This window comes from Streptomyces sp. 8N114 (assembly GCF_052245835.1).
Classification (GTDB): domain Bacteria; phylum Actinomycetota; class Actinomycetes; order Streptomycetales; family Streptomycetaceae; genus Streptomyces.
This window is the reverse complement of record NZ_JBQQBT010000015.1, coordinates 101,765-121,403: the sequence shown is the minus strand read 5'-3', so window position 1 is coordinate 121,403 and position 19,639 is coordinate 101,765. Positions and strand designations below refer to the sequence as shown.

At 72.0% G+C, this 19,639-nt stretch carries 19 protein-coding genes and 1 pseudogene; 6 read left to right on the top strand and 14 right to left on the bottom strand.

Going from position 1 to position 19,639, the window contains the following annotated elements:
* Positions 1-14 precede the first annotated feature (14 nt).
* Together ACTWQF_RS26140 and ACTWQF_RS26135 are read right to left on the bottom strand one after the other, a co-directional pair.
* A pseudogene (locus ACTWQF_RS26140) lies at positions 15-153 on the bottom strand (ergot alkaloid biosynthesis protein); the annotation flags it as partial.
* Between the two features lie 52 nt (positions 154-205).
* Positions 206-817 (bottom strand): HD domain-containing protein, encoded by a 612-nt coding sequence (locus tag ACTWQF_RS26135; RefSeq protein WP_443282135.1) that lies wholly within the window; start codon positions 815-817, stop codon positions 206-208.
* A 399-nt stretch (positions 818-1,216) separates the two neighbouring features.
* Here ACTWQF_RS26135 and ACTWQF_RS26130 point away from each other — a divergent pair, with 399 nt between their 5' ends.
* Positions 1,217-2,521 carry a Cmx/CmrA family chloramphenicol efflux MFS transporter gene (locus ACTWQF_RS26130; protein WP_443282134.1) on the top strand — a complete coding sequence of 435 codons (1,305 nt, stop codon included), beginning with the start codon at positions 1,217-1,219 and terminating at the stop codon, positions 2,519-2,521.
* On the opposite strand, the gene ACTWQF_RS26125 is transcribed toward ACTWQF_RS26130, so the two are convergent.
* Entirely contained in the window at positions 2,463-3,215 is a 753-nt protein-coding gene (locus ACTWQF_RS26125; RefSeq protein ID WP_443282133.1) for a maleylpyruvate isomerase family mycothiol-dependent enzyme, read from the bottom strand. The genes ACTWQF_RS26130 and ACTWQF_RS26125 overlap by 59 nt on opposite strands.
* A gap of 408 nt (positions 3,216-3,623) precedes the next feature.
* On the opposite strand from ACTWQF_RS26125, the gene ACTWQF_RS26120 reads away from it, so the two are divergent.
* The 3 genes from ACTWQF_RS26120 to ACTWQF_RS26110 all read left to right on the top strand — a co-directional run bounded on the left by ACTWQF_RS26120 (position 3,624) and on the right by ACTWQF_RS26110 (position 6,047).
* Positions 3,624-4,610 carry a GlxA family transcriptional regulator gene (locus tag ACTWQF_RS26120; RefSeq protein ID WP_443282177.1) on the top strand — a complete coding sequence of 329 codons (987 nt, stop codon included), beginning with the start codon at positions 3,624-3,626 and terminating at the stop codon, positions 4,608-4,610.
* A 17-nt stretch (positions 4,611-4,627) separates the two neighbouring features.
* Positions 4,628-5,467 carry a DJ-1/PfpI family protein gene (locus tag ACTWQF_RS26115; protein ID WP_443282176.1) on the top strand — a complete coding sequence of 280 codons (840 nt, stop codon included), beginning with the start codon at positions 4,628-4,630 and terminating at the stop codon, positions 5,465-5,467.
* Between the two features lie 73 nt (positions 5,468-5,540).
* Complete coding sequence (locus ACTWQF_RS26110; protein ID WP_443282132.1) at positions 5,541-6,047, top strand: RDD family protein; 507 nt, start codon at positions 5,541-5,543, stop codon at positions 6,045-6,047.
* A gap of 33 nt (positions 6,048-6,080) precedes the next feature.
* Here ACTWQF_RS26110 and ACTWQF_RS26105 read toward each other — a convergent pair whose 3' ends face one another.
* From ACTWQF_RS26105 to ACTWQF_RS26065, 9 genes are all read right to left on the bottom strand, one after another.
* Positions 6,081-7,082, bottom strand: coding sequence for a proline racemase family protein (locus tag ACTWQF_RS26105; RefSeq protein ID WP_443282131.1), 1,002 nt, complete (start codon positions 7,080-7,082; stop codon positions 6,081-6,083).
* Positions 7,082-8,038 carry a dihydrodipicolinate synthase family protein gene (locus ACTWQF_RS26100; protein WP_443282130.1) on the bottom strand — a complete coding sequence of 319 codons (957 nt, stop codon included), beginning with the start codon at positions 8,036-8,038 and terminating at the stop codon, positions 7,082-7,084. The genes ACTWQF_RS26105 and ACTWQF_RS26100 overlap by 1 nt, the downstream gene beginning before the upstream one ends.
* Positions 8,035-9,600, bottom strand: a complete 1,566-nt coding sequence (locus ACTWQF_RS26095) for an FAD-dependent oxidoreductase (RefSeq protein ID WP_443282129.1) — start codon at positions 9,598-9,600, stop codon at positions 8,035-8,037. The genes ACTWQF_RS26100 and ACTWQF_RS26095 overlap by 4 nt, the downstream gene beginning before the upstream one ends.
* Positions 9,597-9,938, bottom strand: a complete 342-nt coding sequence (locus tag ACTWQF_RS26090) for a (2Fe-2S)-binding protein (RefSeq protein WP_443282128.1) — start codon at positions 9,936-9,938, stop codon at positions 9,597-9,599. The genes ACTWQF_RS26095 and ACTWQF_RS26090 overlap by 4 nt, the downstream gene beginning before the upstream one ends.
* Entirely contained in the window at positions 9,935-11,167 is a 1,233-nt protein-coding gene (locus ACTWQF_RS26085) for an NAD(P)/FAD-dependent oxidoreductase (RefSeq protein ID WP_443282127.1), read from the bottom strand. The genes ACTWQF_RS26090 and ACTWQF_RS26085 overlap by 4 nt, the downstream gene beginning before the upstream one ends.
* Positions 11,168-11,381: 214 nt before the next feature.
* Positions 11,382-12,023, bottom strand: a complete 642-nt coding sequence (locus ACTWQF_RS26080; protein WP_443282126.1) for a helix-turn-helix domain-containing protein — start codon at positions 12,021-12,023, stop codon at positions 11,382-11,384.
* A gap of 117 nt (positions 12,024-12,140) precedes the next feature.
* Complete coding sequence (locus ACTWQF_RS26075) at positions 12,141-14,366, bottom strand: ABC transporter permease (protein ID WP_443282125.1); 2,226 nt, start codon at positions 14,364-14,366, stop codon at positions 12,141-12,143.
* Positions 14,363-15,163 (bottom strand): molybdate ABC transporter substrate-binding protein, encoded by an 801-nt coding sequence (modA, locus tag ACTWQF_RS26070; RefSeq protein WP_443282175.1) that lies wholly within the window; start codon positions 15,161-15,163, stop codon positions 14,363-14,365. Before modA ends, ACTWQF_RS26075 begins: the two co-directional genes overlap by 4 nt.
* A gap of 198 nt (positions 15,164-15,361) precedes the next feature.
* Positions 15,362-15,757, bottom strand: coding sequence for a TOBE domain-containing protein (locus tag ACTWQF_RS26065; protein WP_443282124.1), 396 nt, complete (start codon positions 15,755-15,757; stop codon positions 15,362-15,364).
* A 252-nt stretch (positions 15,758-16,009) separates the two neighbouring features.
* On the opposite strand from ACTWQF_RS26065, the gene ACTWQF_RS26060 reads away from it, so the two are divergent.
* Positions 16,010-16,789: an SAM-dependent methyltransferase gene (locus ACTWQF_RS26060; protein WP_443282174.1), complete on the top strand. Its 780-nt coding sequence runs from the start codon at positions 16,010-16,012 to the stop codon at positions 16,787-16,789.
* Positions 16,790-16,812: 23 nt separating this feature from the next.
* Here the strand turns inward: ACTWQF_RS26060 and ACTWQF_RS26055 are convergent, their stop codons facing one another.
* Positions 16,813-17,487, bottom strand: coding sequence for a response regulator (locus tag ACTWQF_RS26055; RefSeq protein ID WP_443282123.1), 675 nt, complete (start codon positions 17,485-17,487; stop codon positions 16,813-16,815).
* Positions 17,457-18,632, bottom strand: a complete 1,176-nt coding sequence (locus ACTWQF_RS26050) for a sensor histidine kinase (RefSeq protein ID WP_443282122.1) — start codon at positions 18,630-18,632, stop codon at positions 17,457-17,459. The genes ACTWQF_RS26055 and ACTWQF_RS26050 overlap by 31 nt, the downstream gene beginning before the upstream one ends.
* A 110-nt stretch (positions 18,633-18,742) precedes the next feature.
* Between ACTWQF_RS26050 and ACTWQF_RS26045 the strand changes: the two genes are divergently transcribed.
* Entirely contained in the window at positions 18,743-19,615 is an 873-nt protein-coding gene (locus ACTWQF_RS26045; protein ID WP_443282121.1) for an ABC transporter ATP-binding protein, read from the top strand.
* Positions 19,616-19,639: the final 24 nt, after the last annotated feature.

Genomic DNA, 19,639 nt, shown 5'->3' with positions numbered 1-19,639 from the left:
CCGGAAGCGTGAACTCACGCAACAGCGCGTGAGTTTCCCGAGATCTCCTGCTCGGCGAATGGGTGGAAGCTGCGTGGCGGGGCGCCCGGTGAGGCGCTGGACGGTGTCTGTGGTGCGGTCCTCGGCGCCCTCGGCGATGTCCCGGTCCAGCCCTCGCCGGATGCCGTCAGGATGGTCCCGTCCGCCCGCACGGTCCGGCGCGGCGTCAGGGTCTCAGCAGGCCACGGGTGATCGCGGCCTCCCGTACCTCCTCGTACAGCGCCTTCAGGGTCGGGCTGACGCCCACCCGGGGGAGTTGGAGGTGGTCCAGGGCCGCGGCGTCGGCGCCCACGTCGGACCAGCCCTGGCCGGTGAGCAGCCGCATCAGCGCCGGGTTGAGGCGGTCCACGCCGCGCACCAGCCGGGCCTCCGGGGTGGCGCCCTCCTCGTACTCGTGCCACAGCGCGAGCAGTTCCGGGCCGAGCGGCGGTGGCAGCGCGCCGAACCGTTCGCGCGCCACCGCCTCCTCCGTACGGACCTTCTCCGCGGCGGCGTCCTCATCTGCCGTGTGCCAGGCCGACGGATCACCCGCGTCGATCTCCACCACGTCGTGCATCAGACAGAGCTTCACCATCCGGCCCAGGTCGAGCCGCACCCCGCTCTCCCGCTCGAACTCCGTGTGCAGTACCCAGCACACCACTGCCAGATGCCAGGAGTGCTCGGCCACCGATTCGGGCCGTGTGGGGGTGGCCCGGTTGTGCCGTTCCACCTCCCGCAGGCGGGCGGTGTAGGTGATGAAGTCGAACAGGGCGCGGGTGTCCGGAATGGGTGCAGTCATGGCGGGCCGCACTGTAGCCGGTCTCGCGGCCACCGTGCTCGTCGGTAAATGCGTGGACCCTCGCGGCGGGGCGCGGTTAAGGTGCGGGCATGTCCAGCCCTGAGGCTTCCAGACTCTAGCCACCGGCCGTCCGGTGGCTGTTTCGCGCTGTCCGCACTCTTGGCCGCGTTCTTTTCCGCGGTCTTCTGCCGCCTGCGCCGGGTGCCATCGGATCGCCGTGCCACGGGCTGTTCCGCGGTAGTGCTGCCGCGTGCCCGGCTGGACGAATTTTCTTCCTGACGCATGCCCCTCACTTCTAGTGGGCTCCTTCAGGCATGCCTTTCTGCCGGACGCTGCTCGCACCTGCCGCTGTCCTTTTCACTGCTGATTCCGATCCGAGTAGGGATTGCGGAGTTTTCCATGCCATTTGTGCTGTACGTTCTCGCGCTGGCGGTGTTCGCGCAGGGGACGTCGGAGTTCATGCTGTCCGGGCTCGTCCCGGACCTCGCCGCGGGGCTGGGGGTGTCCGTCTCGGCGGCCGGGTTGCTGACCTCGGCCTTCGCCGTCGGGATGATCGTGGGGGCGCCATTGATGGCGGTGTTGAGCCGTCGCTGGGACAGACGGCGGGCGCTGCTCGGGTTCCTGTGCGCGTTTCTGCTGGTGCATGTGGTGGGCGCGGTGACGACGAGCTTCGCGGTACTGGTCGCCACCCGCGTGGTGGGCGCGCTGGCCAATGCCGGGTTCCTCGCCGTCGCGCTGACCGCCGCTGCCGGAATGGTGCCGCCCGACGCCAAGGGGCGGGCCACCTCCGTGCTGTTGAGCGGGGTCACCCTCGCGTGTGTCGCCGGAGTGCCCGCGGGAGCTCTGCTGGGGCAGATGTGGGGGTGGCGCTCGGCGTTCTGGGCCGTCGCGCTGATCTCGGCACCGGCGGTGTTCGCCCTCGTACGGTCGCTGCCGGGTGCCGGCGCGGAGCCGACGGATGCGGAGTCGGCCGACGCGGAGCCGATGGATGCGGAGCCGACTGATGCGGAGCCGATGGATGCGGAACCCCTCGGTGTCCGCCGCGAGTTGCGGGCGCTGCGCGGGCCGCGGCTGCTGGTGACGCTGCTGCTGGGCGCCTTGGTCAACGGCGCCACGTTCTGTACGTTCACCTACCTCGCCCCGCTGGCCACCGACGTCGCGGGGTTCGGTGACGGCTGGGTGCCGGGGCTGCTGGCGCTGTTCGGACTCGGCTCCTTCCTCGGCGTCACCGCGGCGGGCCGGATGGCGGACACCCGTCCGCTGCGGCTGCTGACCGTGGGAGGGAGCGCACTGCTCGCCGGCTGGCTGCTGTTCGCACTGACGGCGGGCAACCCGGCCGCGGCCGTCGTCCTCGTACTCCTCCAGGGGACTCTGTCCTTCGCCGTCGGCTCGACACTGATTTCGCAGTCCCTGTACGCGGCGACCGAGGCGCCGACCCTGGCGGGCGGCTTCGCCACGGCGGCGCTCAACGTCGGTGCCGCGCTGGGGCCGTGGGCCGGTGGCGTCGCGCTCAGCGCGGGGTTCGGCTACCGCGCCCCCCTGTGGGTGAGCGCCCTGCTGGTGGCGCTCGCCCTGGCGGTCGGCGGGACGGCACAGGCCGTGGCGGTCCGGCGCGCCACCCGCCGCGGGGGCACGGACTCCGCGGTCACGGCTGGAACAACTCCCGCCAGCGGTGCGCCACGGACGCGTCTCCCAAGAGGGTGAGGTCCGTCAGCGGGAGCCGGTTCCACAGCGCGAGGTACAGGTCCCTGGCCGTGCCCTCGTACACACAGTCCGGCGCGGCGGTCGGCTCGGTGCCGCGTTCAGCGCGCGCCGGGTCGCCCAGGAACACGGTCCAGGCCGCGACGGGCGCGTCCGTGGCCCGTACGTGCACCGTGCGGGGCTCGGCGGCGAAGCCCTCCGGGGTGCCGCGGCGCGGATAGAAGCCGCACAGCAGCTCGTCGATCCCGTCGGCGGCGAACGCGTCGGTCACCGGGGAGAGCGGGGCGCCGAGCGCGGACTCGGCGTCCACCCGGTGCACCGCCGTCTCGTGCGCCTGCCGCCGCGCCCAGAAGGCGAGCGGGGAGGGTGCGGCCAGGAACGTCCAGCAGGACAGGTCGTCCGGCGCCGACTTCAGCGCCTCGACCAGCAGCCCGTGCCCCTCCCGCAGCCACGGCGCGAGTTCCTTGTCGGGCAACTCGGCAACCCCGGGTGGCTCGGTGGGCCGGACCGGCTCCGTGCGGCCCTCCCGTATGAAGCCCGTAGCCCAGCGGTGCACCGTACCGAGATGGGTGGCCAGGTCGCGTACGGTCCAGTCGGGGCAGGCGGGGACGGGCGCCGCGGGGTCGGCATGTTCGACGGCGTCTGCGAAGAGGCTGCCTTCACGGCGCAGGGCGTCGATGCACTCGGAGATCTCCATGGGAGGGAGCCTGCCCCGTCGGCGCCCCGACGGCGACCGAATTCCGCTGCGGGCGATTCCGCGGCGCCGCCCTTGCTTGCCCGGCGGTTTTTCGCGTGCCCGGCACGGGGGGCGCTTGCCAGCCCTGCTCCCCCAAGCTCTTCGAGCAGGGGAACCCCCTGGGGGCACCTCCCGGCCGGAGGCTGGGGGACCAGACCTCCCAAGCACAGCGGGGGAGCGCCCCGTAAGGGGCGCGGGGAACTGCGCGACCAGCCACAACGCACCCGCAGCCTGTGGAATCGAGCAAGGGGCAATCTCTGACCAACGGAACGACGAGAGGGGGCCCTGCCAGGGCCGGGGAGGGCTGCCCGCGGGGAAGTGGGGAGGGCGGGCCGTGATGGGATCGGCAGCATGGAAGAGCGGCGGCGGATGCTCCTGGTGGCCTACGACGATGCGCAGATCCTCGACATCGCCTCGCCCAGCGGCGCGCTCGATCTGGCCAACCGGCACGGTGCCGCACCGCCGTACACCGTCGAGCTGGGCACCGTGGGCCGGTCCGCAGCGCGCAGTTCGGCCGGGATCCTGCTCGGCGCCGGCTGCGACCTGGAGACGGTCACCGGGCGGCTGGACACGCTGGTCGTCGTGGGCGGGGCCGGATACGCGGACGCGGCGGCGGACGCGCGGCTGCTGGCACAGGTGCGCCGACTGGCCCGGCAGAGCCGGCGCGTCGCCTCGGTCTGCACCGGCACCTACGTACTGGCCGCGGCCGGACTGCTCAACAACCGCCGGGTGACCACCCACTGGCGGTACGGCGAGCAGCTGGCCGCGCAGCACCCCGGAGTGGCCGTGGACGTGGGCCCGCTGTACATCCGGGACGGCAACATCTACACCTCCGCCGGTGTGACCAGCGCCCTCGATCTGACGCTGTCGCTGATCGAGGACGACCACGGGCCGACGTTGGCCCGTGCGGTGGCCCGGGAACTCGTCTCCTACCTCCACCGGCCCGCCGACCAGGCGCAGATCAGCATGTTCCTCGCCGCCCCGCCGCCGGGTGACCGGCTGGTCCGGGACCTGACCGGCTACATGGCCGGGCACCTGGCCGAGGACCTCAGCCCTCGTGCGCTGGCGGCCCGCGCCGGGGTGAGCACCCGGCATCTGACCCGGCTGTTCAGCACCCACCTGGGCACCACGCCGAGCCGCGCCGTACGGGTGGCCCGGACCGAGGCGGCAGCGCATCTGGTGCGGTCCAGCGCGCTGCCGCTGGCCGCTATCGCCCGCCGCTGCGGGTTCCGTTCGCCGCAGACGCTGCGGCAGGCGTTCCTGGACCACTACGGCGTCGGCGGGGACAGGATTCGCAGGATGCCGGACATGCCGCGGCCCCGCGTGGCGGCGGATGCGCAGAATCCCGAGCCATGACACCTTCCACCCCTTCGATGCCGTCCCCCTCTTCTCCCTCTCCCGCTCCCGCACCCTCCTCCGGCCCGGCCTCGGCGACGCGCCGCTCGGTGTTGCACGGCACGGTGGCGGTCACCGCGCTGGCCGCCGTCGGCGCCGCACAGGCGAGCACCGCGCATGCGAGTACAGCGCATGCGAGTACCGCGCACGCCGCACAGCCTCGCCGCCGCGAACTCCACATCGGCATCCTGCTGTACGACGGCTACAGCCTGCTGGACCCCACCGGGCCGGCCGAGGTGCTGTCCCGGCTGCCCGGCGCGGCGGTGACGATGGTGGCGGAGCGGCGTGGACCGGTCCGTACCGACACCGGTGATGTGGCCGTCATGGCGGACCGGTCGCTCGACGAGGTCGACCGGCTGGATGTGCTGCTGGTCCCGGGCGGGGGAAATCGCGGCACGATCGCCGCGATGAAGAATCCGCGGATCCTGGAATGGGTCCGCCGTATCCACCGGCACACCCGCTGGACGACCTCCGTCTGCACCGGAGCACTGATCCTGGCCTCGGCAGGGCTCCTCGACGGGCGGCGCGCTACCACCTATTGGGCCTCCGCCGACTATCTGGAGTCCACCTTCGACGTGACCTACGTACCGGAGCGCTACGTCCGATCCGGGAAGATCGTCACCGCCGCCGGGGTCTCGGCCGGTGTGGACATGGCCCTCCACCTCGCGTCGCTGATCGCGGGCGAGCGCACCGCGAAGGCGGTCCAGCTCGCCGTGGAGTACGATCCCCGGCCCCCGTTCGATGCGGGGAACGCCGCGGAAGCTTCCCCCGAACTGAAGGAGCTCGCCCTGCGGTTGTTGGAGGAGTCCGCAGGGTAGGGGCGGCCGACCGACCGACGGCAGCGCCCAATAGTGTGACGGGATTCCGGATCGATCACACCTTGGGGGACACATGCCGACCGACAGCGTCCAGGAAACCGCGCGGCAGCCCGGAGAGCTCGTGCTCGCTAGCCGGTCCCCCCGGTTCGCGGCCCGCCTGGTGGACCTGATCATCTGGGCCGTCGCCAGCACTCCGGTTCTTGCATTCGTGACGGCGAACACGGAAGAGGGAAACGCCCGTGCCATCGCCTCCGTCTGCGGCAGTGCGCTGATGTGGACGCTGCTGAATCCGTTGCCCCTCTCCCGGTTCGGCGTCACCCTGGGCAAGCGGCTGGTCGGAGTGCAGATCGTACGGATGCGAACGGGCACGCACCCGGGGTTCTTCCAGGCGCTGTGGCGGGAGCTGTTCTACCTGCTCATGTCGGTGATCCCGTTCGTCGGCCTGCTCAACGTGGCCTCCTGCCTGTGGGACAAGCCGTATCAGCAGTGCTGGCACGACAACGCGGCCGGAACGCTCGCCGTGGACCGGAAGGCTCTGGCGGCACGTCGCGCCGCCGCGAGAACTCCGGCGGGTGCGTAGTTCCCGCGCCCCTTCGGGGCGCGGGAACTCGGCCTACAGAACGAAGCCGTGCGGGAACGGGTCCCCGGGGTCCAGCAGATAGGTGGCCATGCCGGTGATCCACGCGCGCCCGGAGAACTCGGGCACCACCGCCGGCAGCCCGCCCACCTCGGTGGTCTCCAGCAGCTGCCCGGTGAACCGGGTGCCGATGAACGACTCGTTCACGAACTCCGTACGCAGCGGCAGTTCACCCCGCGCGTGCAGCTGCGCCATCCGCGCGCAGGTGCCGGTACCGCAAGGGGAGCGGTCGAACCAGCCGGGGTGGATCGCCATGGCGTGCCGCGAGTGCCGCCCGTCCGAGCCCGGCGCCACGAACTGCACATGCTTGCAGCCGCCGATCGCGGGGTCGGCGGGGTGCGCCGGCCGGTTCTGGTCGTTGACGGCATCCATGATCGCGAGGCCCGCGGCGAGGATGTCGTCCTTGCGGGCCCGGTCGAACGGCATCCCCAGCTGGTCGAGTTCGACGACGGCGTAGAAGTTGCCGCCGTACGCCATGTCGTAGCCAACCTCGCCCAGGCTGGGGACCTGGACGGTGGCGTTGAGCTCCAGCGCGAACGCGTCCACGTTCCGCAGGGTGACCTTTTCGGCCACCCCGTCCCGCACGGTGACCCGGGCCTCCACCAGCCCGGCCGGGGTGTCCAGCCGCACCGTGGTCTCCGGCTCGGTCACCTCGACCATGCCCGTCTCCACCAGTACGGTCGCCACCCCGACGGTGCCGTGCCCGCACATCGGCAGGAAGCCGCTGACCTCGACATAGACCACACCCCAGTCGGCATCCGGGCGGATCGGCGGCTGGAGCAGCGCCCCGCTCATCGCGGGGTGCCCGCGCGGCTCGTTCACCAGGAACCGGCGCAGCTCGTCCAGGTGCTCGACGGCGTAGCGGCGGCGCTCGGCCATCGTGGCACCCGGGATCGGCGGCACGCCGCCGGTGACGACCCGGGTCGGCATGCCTTCGGTGTGCGAATCGACGGCGCTGAGCGAACGGACCGACCGCATCAGGCAGCCCTCCGCTCTTCGAGCGCGGAGACCGCCCGCGCCATGTCGGCCTCGACCTGCTCCCGCATCGCCGGGGTCAGCGGGCCGCGCGGCGGACGGCACGGGCCGCCGAACCGGCCGACCTGTTCCATCCCAAGCTTGATCGCCTGGACGAACTCGGTGCGCGAGTCCCAGCGGAAGGCGGCCACCAGCGGCTCGTACAGCGCCCGCGCCTCCTCCAGCTTCCCGGCCGTTGCCAGCTCGAACAGCAGCGCCGACTCGGCGGGAAAAACGTTGGGGAACCCGGCGAACCAGCCGCTCGCCCCCATCAGCAGGCTCTCCAGCACCAGGTCATCGGCGCCGCTGATGACCTCCAGACCGGTTCCGGCGGTCCGCTCCTTGATCTCCAGTACCCGGCGTACGTCGCCGGAGAACTCCTTGATCGCCACGACGTTGTCGATCTGCGCGATCTCCGCCACCAGGTCCGGCGTCAGATCGACCTTGGTGTCGATGGGGTTGTTGTAGACCATCACCGGGAGACCGGCCGAGGCCACTGCCGCGAAATGTGCCAGTATTTCGTCCCGGTTGGCGCGGTACATGGTCGGTGGCAGACACAGCACTCCGTCCGCGCCGTCCTCGGCGGCCACCTCGGCCCAGTGCCGCGCCTGGTGCGAGCCGACGCCATGCACACCGACGACGACGCTCCCCGCGTCGCCCACCGCCTCGATCGCCGTACGCGCCACGGTGCGGCGCTCCTCGTCCGTCAGCGACGAGTACTCGCCCAGCGAGCCGTTGGGCCCCACGCCGTCGCAGCCGCTCTCCACCAGCCAGCGGCAGTGCTCGGCGTAGCGGTCGTAGTCCACGGCCAGGCCCGCGGGTGCTGCGGCGTCCTCGTAGTACGGCAGCGCTGTTGCTACGACCACGCCGCCGAGGCCGTGGGCGGGTTGCTTCTGGGCGGGTTGTTTGTCGTCGGTCATGAACTGCTCTCCTCGGGAGGGTCGGTGGGAACGGGCGAGACGGGAGAGGCGGCCAGTTCGCCGAGCCGGAGTGGCTGGGCGATCGGCCTGCGATGCGGACTGGCGGCGGGCAGGCCCTCGGCGGACCGGTCGGCGGGCCCGTCGCCGAGCCGGGTGCGGAGCTCGGCGACTGTGGGGCCGCAGATCCTGGCCTGACATGGACCGAGCCCGGCCCGGGTACCCAGCTTCGCGACGCGGGGCGCTGACTCCGCCTCGCTGCCGAACGCCGCACACAGCGCGCCGTAGTCGGTCTCCTCACAGCGGCACACAAGCGTGTCGGTGCGCAGCCATCCGGGCCAGCCCGCACCGATCGGGTGTGCCAGCGCGAGCCGCCGCGCGAACGCCCGCCCCTGGTCCCGGCTGCGCCGCAGTACCCGCAGCGCCCGCGCGGACCGGTCACCCCCGGCGGCCGTCCACCCGGCGACGGCGCCCTCGGCACGCGCGGCGGGCGCACCGGCGATCCCGGTGATCTCCCCGGCGGCGAAGACGCCGGGCACGCTGGTGCGCTGCTCGTCGTCGACCGCCACGAACTCCCCGGCTCCGCCGGCCTCCGACGCCTCCAGCACGGCCGGCACGTCCGGCACGTTCGGCCGGGAGGCGGCCCCAGGCTGCCCGCCGCGCAGGGCACACCCTGCTGCCAGCGGGAGCTCCAACTGGGGGCTGAAACCGTGACTGACGCACAGCGCGTCCACCGGCACGGTGCGCTCCGTTCCCGGCACCACCGACCAGTCCGGGCGCAGCCGCGCGGTGACGACCTCCTCCAGGCGCCCCGCACCCCGCGCCTCGACGACCGTACCGCCCAGTCGGTACGGCACCCGGTGACGGGCCAGCGCGGCGGTGTAGTCGGCCAGTTCGGCAGCCTTGCCCAGCTGCGTGGCCAGCTCCCACGGGCGGCGGCCCCAGCCACGGGCCACGGTGCCCGGGGTGTTGGCCTCCAGCACCTCCAGCACCCGGGAACCCGCCTCCAGCAGGGAGGCCGCCACCGGGAGCAGGAACGGGCCGCTGCCCGCGACCACGACCCGGTCACCCACCAGCACCCGCTCACCCTTCGCCAGCGCCTGAGCGGCTCCCGCGGTGAAGACGCCCGGCAACTGCCAGCCGGGGAAAGGGAGTACCCGGTCGTGGGCGCCGGTCGCCAGCACCAGTGCGTCGGCGTCGAGAGTGCGCCGCGTACGGCCGGAGCCGTCCACGGGCCCGCCGCACAGCAGATGCACACGTGGCGGCGAGCCGGGCGGTTCCTCGCCCTGTCCGGGTTGCTCCAGCGCCCAGACCGAGGTCTCCGGCAGCCAGCTGCAGCGCGGGTGCGTCAGCACCTGGTGGCGGCGCCGCTCGAACGCCGCCCAGCCGCGCTGGAGTTCGGGGCGCTCAGCGGCGTACGCGTCGGGCAGCATGCGGTGGTACTGGCCGCCGGGCTGCTCCGCGGAGTCGATCAGCGTCACCCGGGCGCCTGCCGCCAACGCGGCGTGCGCTGCGGCCAGCCCAGCCGGCCCCGCGCCGACGACCGCGACATGGCGGAGGGTCATTTCGCCTCCTCGGCCTGCGGGCCGGCCTGCGGGCGGTGGTGTGCGCGAGTCTGGGTGCGCACCACGTCACCGTCCACGGCCCGCCGCAGGCAGGCGCGTACGTCGCGGTCGTCATTGACGGTTACCAGGCAGTCGAAGCAGACGCCGATACCGCAGAACACCCCGCGCGCGGCGCCCGAAGGGCCGGTGCGCCAGGCCGTCCGGCCGGAGGCGAGCAGCACACCGGCCAGCGTCTGACCCTCGATACCGTCGGCCGGTTCGCCGTCGACGCTGATCCGCAGCGGCCGGTCCCGACGTCCGGTGGAGTCGCTCCCGGCGGGTACGAGTCTCGGGCTCATGCCCCCTCCTGCTCCTGCTGTCGGTCCTGCTTGTGCTGCCGGGGCGCGGTTGCGGGTTCGAGTACGGCTGGTCGGTCCACCCGGAACGCGTGGGCGTCGATCTCGGTCGGCTCGCCCAGTACGAGGTTCCGCAGCAGCCGTCCGGTGCCCACCGACAGCCCGATCCCGGCCCCTTCGTGACCGCTCGCGTGCCACAGTCCGGCCAGCCTGGGATCGGCGCCGATGACCGGCAGATGATCGGGCACGTACGGCCGGAACCCGCCGTACGCCCGCATCACCGGCACCCCGGCCAGCGAGGGGAAGAGCCGCAGGGCCTTGGCGGCAACAGCCGACAGCACCTCGGGCCGCAGCCGGTCGTCGAAGCCGACCCGGCGCCGCGAGGAGCCGATCAGTACGCTGCCCGCCTGCGTGGACTCGACCACGGCGGAGGTCTGCAACTCCTCCTCGCTGCTGCCGACAGCGCCCACATAGTCGGCGTCGTACACCTTGTGGAAGACGGTCGGGGGGAGCGGCGTGGTCACCAGGACGTCGCCGCGCCGTGGTTCGACGGCGACGGGTGCGCCGAGCCGGGCGGCGAGCGCGCCCGACCAGGGGCCGGCCGCGTTGACGAACAGGTCGGCCTCCACCAGCCCGTCGGACGTGCGCACACCGGTCAGCCGACCGCCGCGGCCTGCCCCGGCCAGCACTTCTTCGCCGGTCCGCAGCGTGGCCCCTGCCGCGAGGGCGTCGGTGAGCAGCGCCGCTGCCGCGCCCGCGGGCTGGACCTGGGCGTCCTGCGGATAGTGGACGGCTGCCGTATGGGCGTGGGTGACGAAGGGCTCGGCTGCGCGGAGCGTGTCCGTGGTCAGCGCGTCGGCCCGTACCTCGGCGCCGCGTTGCGCGGCGGCGAACTCGGTGAGCCCGTGTGCTCCCGCCTCGGTGGTGGCGACGACGATGCCGCCCTTGGGGTCCCATTCGGCGGCTTCGACGGCCCGTCGCCCGGCCGGGGAGCGTTCGGCGATCGCGGCCAGCGTCTCGGGCCACAGCCTTCGGGAGAGCTGCGCGAGCCGGAGTTCGGGACCCGGGCCCTTGTCTGAGACGAGGACGTTGCCCTCGCCGTGCGAGGTGGTCGCCGCCGCAGCGCCGCCACGGTCGAGGAGCGTCACCTCCAGCCCGGCCAGGGCCAGTTCACGAGCGCAGGCCGCTCCGATGATGCCGGCGCCGAGCACCACGACTCGCGTGCCGTTCACCGAACCCTCCTTGTTCGTCAAAGCGAACGATGGGGACGCTATGCGAGCGCTCGGGACGTGTCAACGGTTTCGCGGCACGCTGCTGATGGGCTGCCGGTGGGCTGTGGGCGCGCTGTTGGGCTGCCGGTGGGGTGCCGGTGGGGTTGCTGGGGCAGTGCCGGGGGACTGATGGGCGGGTGCCGCGGCCGGCGGTGTGCGCCTGTTCGGGGTGCCTCTACTCGCCGGCCGGCGTGCCCGGTCCGCCGCACAGGGCGCCCTCGCCGGGGAGGGAGTGCGGGGCGTCGTGGTGCAGCCGCTGGTCCGCGCGGTACTGGAGGAGCAGCACCGAGCGCACCGTGCCGTCCAGGGCGGCGTAACTGTGCGGCAGCGTGGCGTCGAAACCGACGTAGTCCCCGGCCTCCAGCTCCACCTCGTGCCCGTCCACCGTGATCTGCAGTCGCCCGGCCTGCACGATGGTGTGCTCGATACCGACGTGACCCAGCGAGTCCCGTCGCTCACCGGCCCTGACCTGCTGGTCGTACACCTCGAAGACAGCCTGCCCCTCCTCGATCCGCTGGAGCGGGCGCAGGTCGATGCCCTGGCCGCTGAGCATCTCGACGTCCTTGGCCCGGACCACCCGCAGGCCCGCGGGCTGCTGGGTGTCCAGCAGATCGGAGATCGGCACCTCCAGGACGCGCGAGAGGCTGAAGACCGTCTCGATGGTGGGGTTTCCGGTGCCTGACTCCAACTGGGACAGCGTCGCCTTGCCGATCTTCGACCGTCTGGACAGCTCGGAGATCGACAGCCCCCGCTGGGCCCGCGCCCGCTTCAGATTGAGCGCCAGCATTCCCCGGATCGACCCCTCAGGACCGCTCACGGCCCCTCCCTTCCCTCACGGCGACCGTTCGCTTTACGGAACGATTTCCTGGCGTGCCGGGTCATTATCCCGAACGAAGGACTGTGAAGGTTCGGCTGACCCCTCCACCCTCAGCTCTCATCTCTCCACGAGGGTGATCTCCGTGGCCTTGACGCTGGTGAACACCTCCGCACCGTCCACCAGCCCGAGCTCCGCAGCGGCCTCCGTGGTGATCTCGGCAACAAGGTCTGGGCCGGACCGGCTCCCCGGGCCGGGCGGGGTGTCCGGGTCGGACCGGCTCTCCGGGTCGGGAGGGCTGTCCGGGTCGGGAGGGGCGTCCAGGTCGGATGTGTGGTGCAGGCCGTGTGAGCTGTGTGAGCCGTGTGGGCTTCCAACGCTGGGCGTCGATGTGACGAGCACCCGCAGCCTGCTGCCGACCGCCGTGATCTCCCGTACCGTCCCCGGCCACACGTTTCGCGGGCTGCCGTGCGGGCGGTCGCGGTGCAGGGCGACCGCCTCCGGAGCTATGACCGCCAGCGCGGCGGTCCCCTCCGCCACCGGGTCGGCGACCACCAGGCTGCCTCCGTCGTCGAGCATCAGCGTGCCGTCCCCCGCGGCCGTTCCCGCCAGTGCGTTACGTCCGAGCATCCGTGCCACCCACGGCGAGCGCGGATGCCGGGTGACCTCGGCGGGCGAAGCGTCCTGAAGGGCCCGGCCGTCCTCCAGCACCAGCACCCGGTCGGCCAGCGAGACCGCCTCCACCGGGTCATGTGTGACCAGCAGACAGACGCCGCCGAATCCGGCGAGATGGCCGCGCAGCGTGTGCCGTACGTGCGCGCGCGTCGTCTGGTCGAGCGCGGCCAGCGGCTCGTCAAGCAACAGCAGCCGGGGCCGCGCCGCCAGCGCACGGGCCAGCGCCACCCGCCCCGCCTGTCCGCCGGAGAGCTGACCCGGTCTGCGGTGCGCCAGGTGCCCGACACCCAGCCGCACCAGCCACTCCTGGGCCTGGCGGCGCGCCTCGGTACGCCGTATGCCCTGTGCGCGCAGCCCGTACGCCGTGTTCGACAGTGCGCTCAGATGCGGGAAGAGCGCACCGTCCTGCGGGACCCATGCGACACCGCGCTGGTGCGGGGGCAGCGCGCCTACCTCCGAGTCCCCCAGCGACAGTTCGGCCCGGGCGCGCGGCGTGAGACCGAGGAGCGCGCGCAGCAGCGTCGTCTTGCCCGCACCGTTGGCACCGACGACAGCCACGGTGGTGCCGGGCGCGGCATCCAGCGTCAGCTCTGTGAAACCGGTGACGCGGGCGTGCAGCGGCCAGCTTCCGCGGGGGCCGGTGCCGTCGACGGGATGCCCGGCGGGGCTGACGGCGATTCCGGAGGTGGCGGGGTCCCTTTCGGCGGGGGTGGGGGCGGCCGGGTCGGGGACGGTGGCCTCGGGCGGCGAGGCGGTCCCGCCAGGAGTTGGGCCGGGAGCTGGGATGACTCCCCCGCGGGTGCGCCCGGCGCCCGTCCACCGGCCGCGCAGCCCGACCAGCACCGCCATGGCTATGACGAGCAGCAGAAGCGAGACGGACGTCGCCGCCTCCGGCTGTTCCTGGAGCAGCAGGTACACCTGGAGCGGCAGCGTCTGCGTCGTCCCCGGCAGGTTCCCCGCGAACGTGATCGTCGCCCCGAACTCGCCCAGCGCCCGCGCCCACGTGAGCGCCGCACCCGCCGCCAGCCCCGGAGCGACGAGCGGCAGCGTCACCGTGCAGAACACCCGCAGCGGCCCGGCACCCAGCGAGGCCGCAGTCTCCTCGTAGGCGGGCCGCAGCCCGGCCAGCGCCCCCTCCAGGCTGATCACCAGGAACGGCATCGCCACGAACGTCGCCGCGACCACCGCACCCGAGGTGTGGAACGGCAGGACGATGCCGAACGTGTCCTCCAGCCAAGGCCCCAGCAGCCCGCGCCGCCCGAAGCCCAGCAGCAGCGCCACGCCTCCCACGGTCGGCGGCAGCACCATCGGCAGCAGCACCAGCGAGCGCACCACCGACTTGCCGGGGAAGCTGACCCGCGCCAGCAGCCAGGCCAGCGGAACGCCCAGCACCAGGGAGAGCGCGAGCGCACCGAAGGACACCAGCAGCGAGAGCTTCAGCGCCTCGGTGACGCCCTCACTGCCCAGATGCGAGCCCAACTCCCGCCATTCCGTTCGCGCCAGAATGCCGAGCAGCGGCACCAGCAGAAACGCGATCGCGAGCAGCGCGGGCAGCGCCAGCGCGAACGGCGTACGCGGTCGGCTATGGGGCCTCACACGACGGGTGCCGGACCTCGCGGGGCCGGTACCGGACCCCGCGGGGCGGGTGCTGAGCTTCGCCGGGCGGATCATGGGTGCTGGAAACCGGCCTTACGCAGCAACTTCTGCGCCTTGGGGGTGCTCAGCCACTTCACGAACGATGCGGCCTCCTTCTGGTGTTCGGACTGTGTCAGAGGGGCGGCGGGGTAGGAAGCAATGGCGTTCTGGCGGTCAGGGATGTCGACGGCGTCGACCTTCTTGGGCGCCGTGGCCGCGTCCGTCTTGTAGACGAGACCCGCGTCCGCCTCGCCCAACTCCACCTTGCTGAGCACAGCTCGTACGTTCGGCTCCTGCGAAACGGGCTTGACCTTCAGCTTCTGCGCGTCCAGCACCTGTTTGCCGTAGCGCCCGACGGGCACCTCCCGCGCGGCCAGCACCACCTTGAGCTTGCTGTCCGTCAGGTCCTTGAGGCCCTTCACCCGCCTCGGGTTGCCCTCGCCCGTGGCGATCACGAGCCGGTTCTTGGCGAAGACGGCCGGCTTGCCGGTCTCGCCCTTGAGGCCGTCCATGGTCCTGGTGTCGGCGGTTGCCAGCACATCCGCGGGCACACCCTGCTTGACCTGCGCCGCTAGCGCCTGCGACCCCGCGAAGGAGAACTTCACCTTCGTGCCGGGGTGCTCCCTCTCGTACGCCTTGCCCGCCGCCTGGAACACATCGGTGAGGGACGCGGCTCCGAGCACCGTCAGCTCGGTCTTCCCGCCCTTGCCCGCGCCACCCTTACCGTCTCCGTCGCCGCTGGCCTCACCGCCACTTCCGCATGCGGTGAGGGGGACGAGAACGGCAACGGCGGCAAGCGCGGCAGCCGCCCGCCGAGGCGTCAGAGTACTCATGGCCATGGGGAAACTCCTGGTGAGGCGAGGCGGCATAAGACGAGGGGAGGGCACGACGGGCCCGCGAAGGTCCTACCGGCCCGGGAGGTCCGACGGAGCCCGCCGAGGTCCGACGGGGCCCGCCGAGGTCCGATGGGGCCCGCGAAGGGGGCGACGGCGATGACGGATGGCGGGGACGGTGGACGGCGGGGCCGGACCTCACGGACGGTCGATATGGACATTGGTCGACTTCACCCGGGCGGTGGCCTGCATACCGACCTTCAGCCCCAGCTCCTCAACGGCCTCCCGAGTCAGCAGGGAGACCAGCCGGTGCGGGCCCGCCTGGATCTCGACCTGCGCCGCCACGTCCCCCAACTTGACGGCGGTGACAATGCCGGGGAACGCATTGCGGGCCGACGTGTAGGGATTCTCCTCGTCCTCGCCGGTGTGCTGGGCGAGCTCGACGGAGAAGGCTGCCAGGTCACGCCCCTCGATAAGCCGGCGACCGCTCTCATCACGGTGCGTAACGACCCGGCCCGCGTCGGCCCAGCGTCTGGCCGTGTCCGGACTGACGCCGAGCAGCCGCGCGGCCTGCCCGATGGTGTACGACTGCATGTGCGACAACGTATGAGGTCTTACCTCGCATCTGCAATGTTTATCGCCTCTCTCTATAGCATCTGCCAGCCCCTCCTGGAGGAATCGCCAACTACGCCTCTCCCCCGAGCGGCCGGGCGAGCGTGACCGCGCCACCGGCGCTGCGCTGCCGGAACACCCACCCCACGGCCTAGACTCGGCCGACAGCTCCTGGGCGCAGGCGTCGAGTGGAGAGGCACCGAGTTGAGTGAGCGCAGCGACCCCCCAGGGGACATGCCCCCGGTTGCCCACGTCGCCCACAACGCCAGGGTGTGGAACTACTGGCTTGGCGGCAAGGACTTCTACGACGTGGACCAGCAGGTCGGTGACCGCGTCACCAGCATGTTTCCCAGCATCCGCGAGGTCGCCCGCGCGGACCGTGCCTTCCTCGGCCGCGCCGTAGGGTTTCTCGCGGGCGAGGCCGGCATCCGGCAGTTCCTCGACATCGGCACCGGGCTGCCCACCGTTGAGAACACCCACCAGGTGGCCCAGCGCATTGCGCCCACCTCGCGGATCGTCTACGTCGACAACGACCCCACCGTTCTCACCCACGCCCGCGCCCTCCTCGCGGGCTCCCTGGAGGGAGAGACCGACTACATCGACGCAGACGCCCACCAGCCGCAAGCCATCCTCGATGCCGCCACGGACACCCTGGACTTCGCCGAGCCGGTCGCCGTCATACTGCTGGGCATCCTCAATTTCATCGCCGACACCGACGAGGCAACAGCCATCGTGGAGACGCTGACGGCGGCCGTCCCCTCCGGCAGCTACCTGGCGCTCACCCATCCCACCCTCGAACTGGGCGGCACCGGCAATATCGAGGCCATGCGCTTCTGGAACGAGAACGCCACGCCCCCCATCACCGCCCGCACCGGCGCCGAGGTCGCCCGTTTCTTCCAGGGGCTGGAACTGCTGGAGCCTGGCATCGTCTCGTGCGCCCGCTGGCGGCCCGGCTATGTGGCCGAAGACGAGAAGACCGTTGCTCAGTTCGGTGCCGTGGCCCGCAAGCCCTGACCCCTCTCCTGGGTGCCGTCCTCCTACGTGCCCTCCCCTCGCAGATACGTCAGCACGGCGACCACACGGCGGTTGACGTCCGGATCGTCAGCCGGGAGCTCGAGCTTGAGCAGGATCCCCGCGATGTGCTTGGCGACGGCCGCTTCCGTCACCACCAGGCGGCGCGCGATGGCCGCGTTGGAGTGCCCTTCCGCCATCAGCGCCAGCACTTCGCGCTCCCGGGGAGTGAGCCGTTCCAGCGGCCCGCGGCGACGGGCGAGGAGCTGGCGCACCACCTCCGGATCCACGACCGTGATTCCGTCGGCGACGCGGCCGACCGCGTCCATGAACTCCTTGACATCTCCCACCCGTTCCTTGAGCAGGTACCCCATACCCGCACCCTGCTCGCCGTTCTCCAGCAACTCCTCGGCGAAGGTCTGCTCGACGTACTGGCTCAGCACCAGCACGGCCAGTTCCGGCTGCTCCGCCTGGAGTGCGCGCGCCGCCCGCAGCCCCTCGTCGGTGAAGTCCGGCGGCATCCGCACATCCGCCACGACCAGCTGCGGCCGGTGCTCCCGTACCGCCGCGAGCAGGGCATCGCCGTCACCCACCGCTGCCGATACCTCGTGACCGAAGCGCTGGAGCAACTGGACCATCCCCTCGCGCAGCAGCACTCCGTCCTCAGCGATCACGATTCGGAGAGGACGCTCGGCCTGCATGGGATCTCCGCTCTCACCCGCGTGGGTCCGCCCCGCGGACTGGACAGGAACATTCTGCCGTCGGCCGCGGCCACCCGGTCGGCCAGACCGGTCAGGCCCGAGCCCGCCTCCGTGTGGGCACCGCCCACTCCGTCGTCCGTCACCTCCAAGTGCAGCACTCCCTCCTTGACGCGCGTCCTCACCCGGCAGCGCGCTGCCCTGCTGTGCTTCGCCGCGTTTGCCAGCGCCTCGGACGTCACGAAGAACGCTGTGGTCTCCGCGGCGGCCGGCAGACGGCCCGGTAGCTCGATATCCAGGTCGACAGGTATTGGCGAGCGGCCCGCTATGTCCCGTACCGCCGCGTGCAGGCCCCGCTCGCTGAGGACCTGCGGGTGCACGTTGCGGATCAGCTCCCGCAACTCGGCCAGAGCCTCCTTGGCCAGTGCATGCGCCTCACCGACCTCCTTGGCCGCGACGCTCCCCGCCGGAAGGTCCAACGCGGCCAGCCCCAACCGCACGTTGAGAGCCACCAGTCGCTGCTGTGCCCCGTCATGCAGATCACGTTCGATGCGGCGGCGCTCGGTCTCGAACGCGTCCACCAGCCGGGCCCGGGAGCGGACGACCTCACGCAGCTCACCGTCCTTGGGCGCCAGCACGGAGCGCGTGACGGCCCCGCGGACTCCCGCCCACGCGCCTATCGGATACGTCGCGACGATCAGCAGCATTGCGCCGGCTATCGGGCCGGTGATCTTCTCCCAGCTCGTCGCCGTCGGCTGGAGCGGCGAGAGCAGCAGCATGCCGGGGATACCGAGCGAGACCAGCGCCACGGCCAGGTCGGCCCACGCCACGGCGAGCACCGACACCGCGCCGTACCCATAGGTTCGCCGGTCCATGGGCGGGAGCGGAACGTCGGGCTCCACCAGGCCGAGACGCCACCGCTCCAGCGGGCCGGACAAGGCGGCGCCGAACGCTATGGCCAGCACCGCGCACAGCATTCCCGCCACTCTGCCGAACGGTGCGGCCAGCACGGCCGCGACGGTCAGATACACCGCGGCCGCCAGCACGCCGCCGGTCAGCAGATAGACCAGCGAGCGCCATGGCCAGGCGGTGAGTGGAAACCGCAATGGCGCACGGCCGAGAGCTTCCAGGACGGTTCGCGAGATCACCCAACGACCGTAGCCGGGCCGCGCAGGCCGGGGCAGTAGTGCCAGGTGTAGTCCTGATACTCGCCCAGGCACTGCTGCGTCCGGGGCGTCCTGCGGCGTTCCCTTGAGCCATGACCAAGGAACAGACCACGTCGCGGGCCGCCGGCCCGACGGCTGGACATCCCGCCGCACGAACTGAAGCGCCCGCGCCCGTAGAACTTCGCGAAGTGGAGAAGCGGTACGGAGAGGGGGAACGAGCCGTCACCGCCCTTCGCGGCGTGACCCTCAGTTTCGGGAGCGGCACCATGACCGCCGTCATGGGCCCGTCCGGCTCCGGCAAGTCCACGTTGCTGCACTGCGCGGCCGGTATAGAACGGCCAACTCGAGGAAGCGTGCTGGTCGACGGGGCCGAGCTGGGCGTCTTGGACGAGAATGCGCTGACGGTGCTGCGCCGCGAACGGATCGGCTTCGTCTTCCAGGCGTTCAACCTCGTCTCCGCGCTGACGGCTGCCCAGAACGTCGAGCTGCCGCTCCGGCTCGCCGGGCGCCGGGCCAGGCCGGGAGAAGTGGCCGCTGCCCTCGAACGGTTCGGACTCGGGGAGCGTGCCGGGCACCGGCCCAGCGAGCTGTCAGGCGGCCAGCAGCAGCGGGTGGCCTTGGCCCGAGCCGTCATCACGCGCCCGGCCGTGCTGCTGGCCGACGAACCCACAGGCGCGCTCGATACACACACCTCGCGCGGGGTCCTTCGCCTGCTGCGCGAACTGGTCGATGCGAACGGCCAGACGATCATCATGGTCACCCACGATCCCGCAGCCGCCGCCTATGCGGACCGCGTGGTGCTGCTTGCCGACGGCAGACCCGTCAGTGAGCTGCGCGGCAGCGAGGGCGCGGAGGCGATCGCGGCACGAATGGCCGCGCTGGAGAAGTCCACAGCAGCAGATAACGCTACCGCTGACAGCGACTCCCGGCCCGCAGCCGAGGGGGAAGGGGCGGTGCAGCCGTGATCAGTCTTTCGACAGTACGGGAGC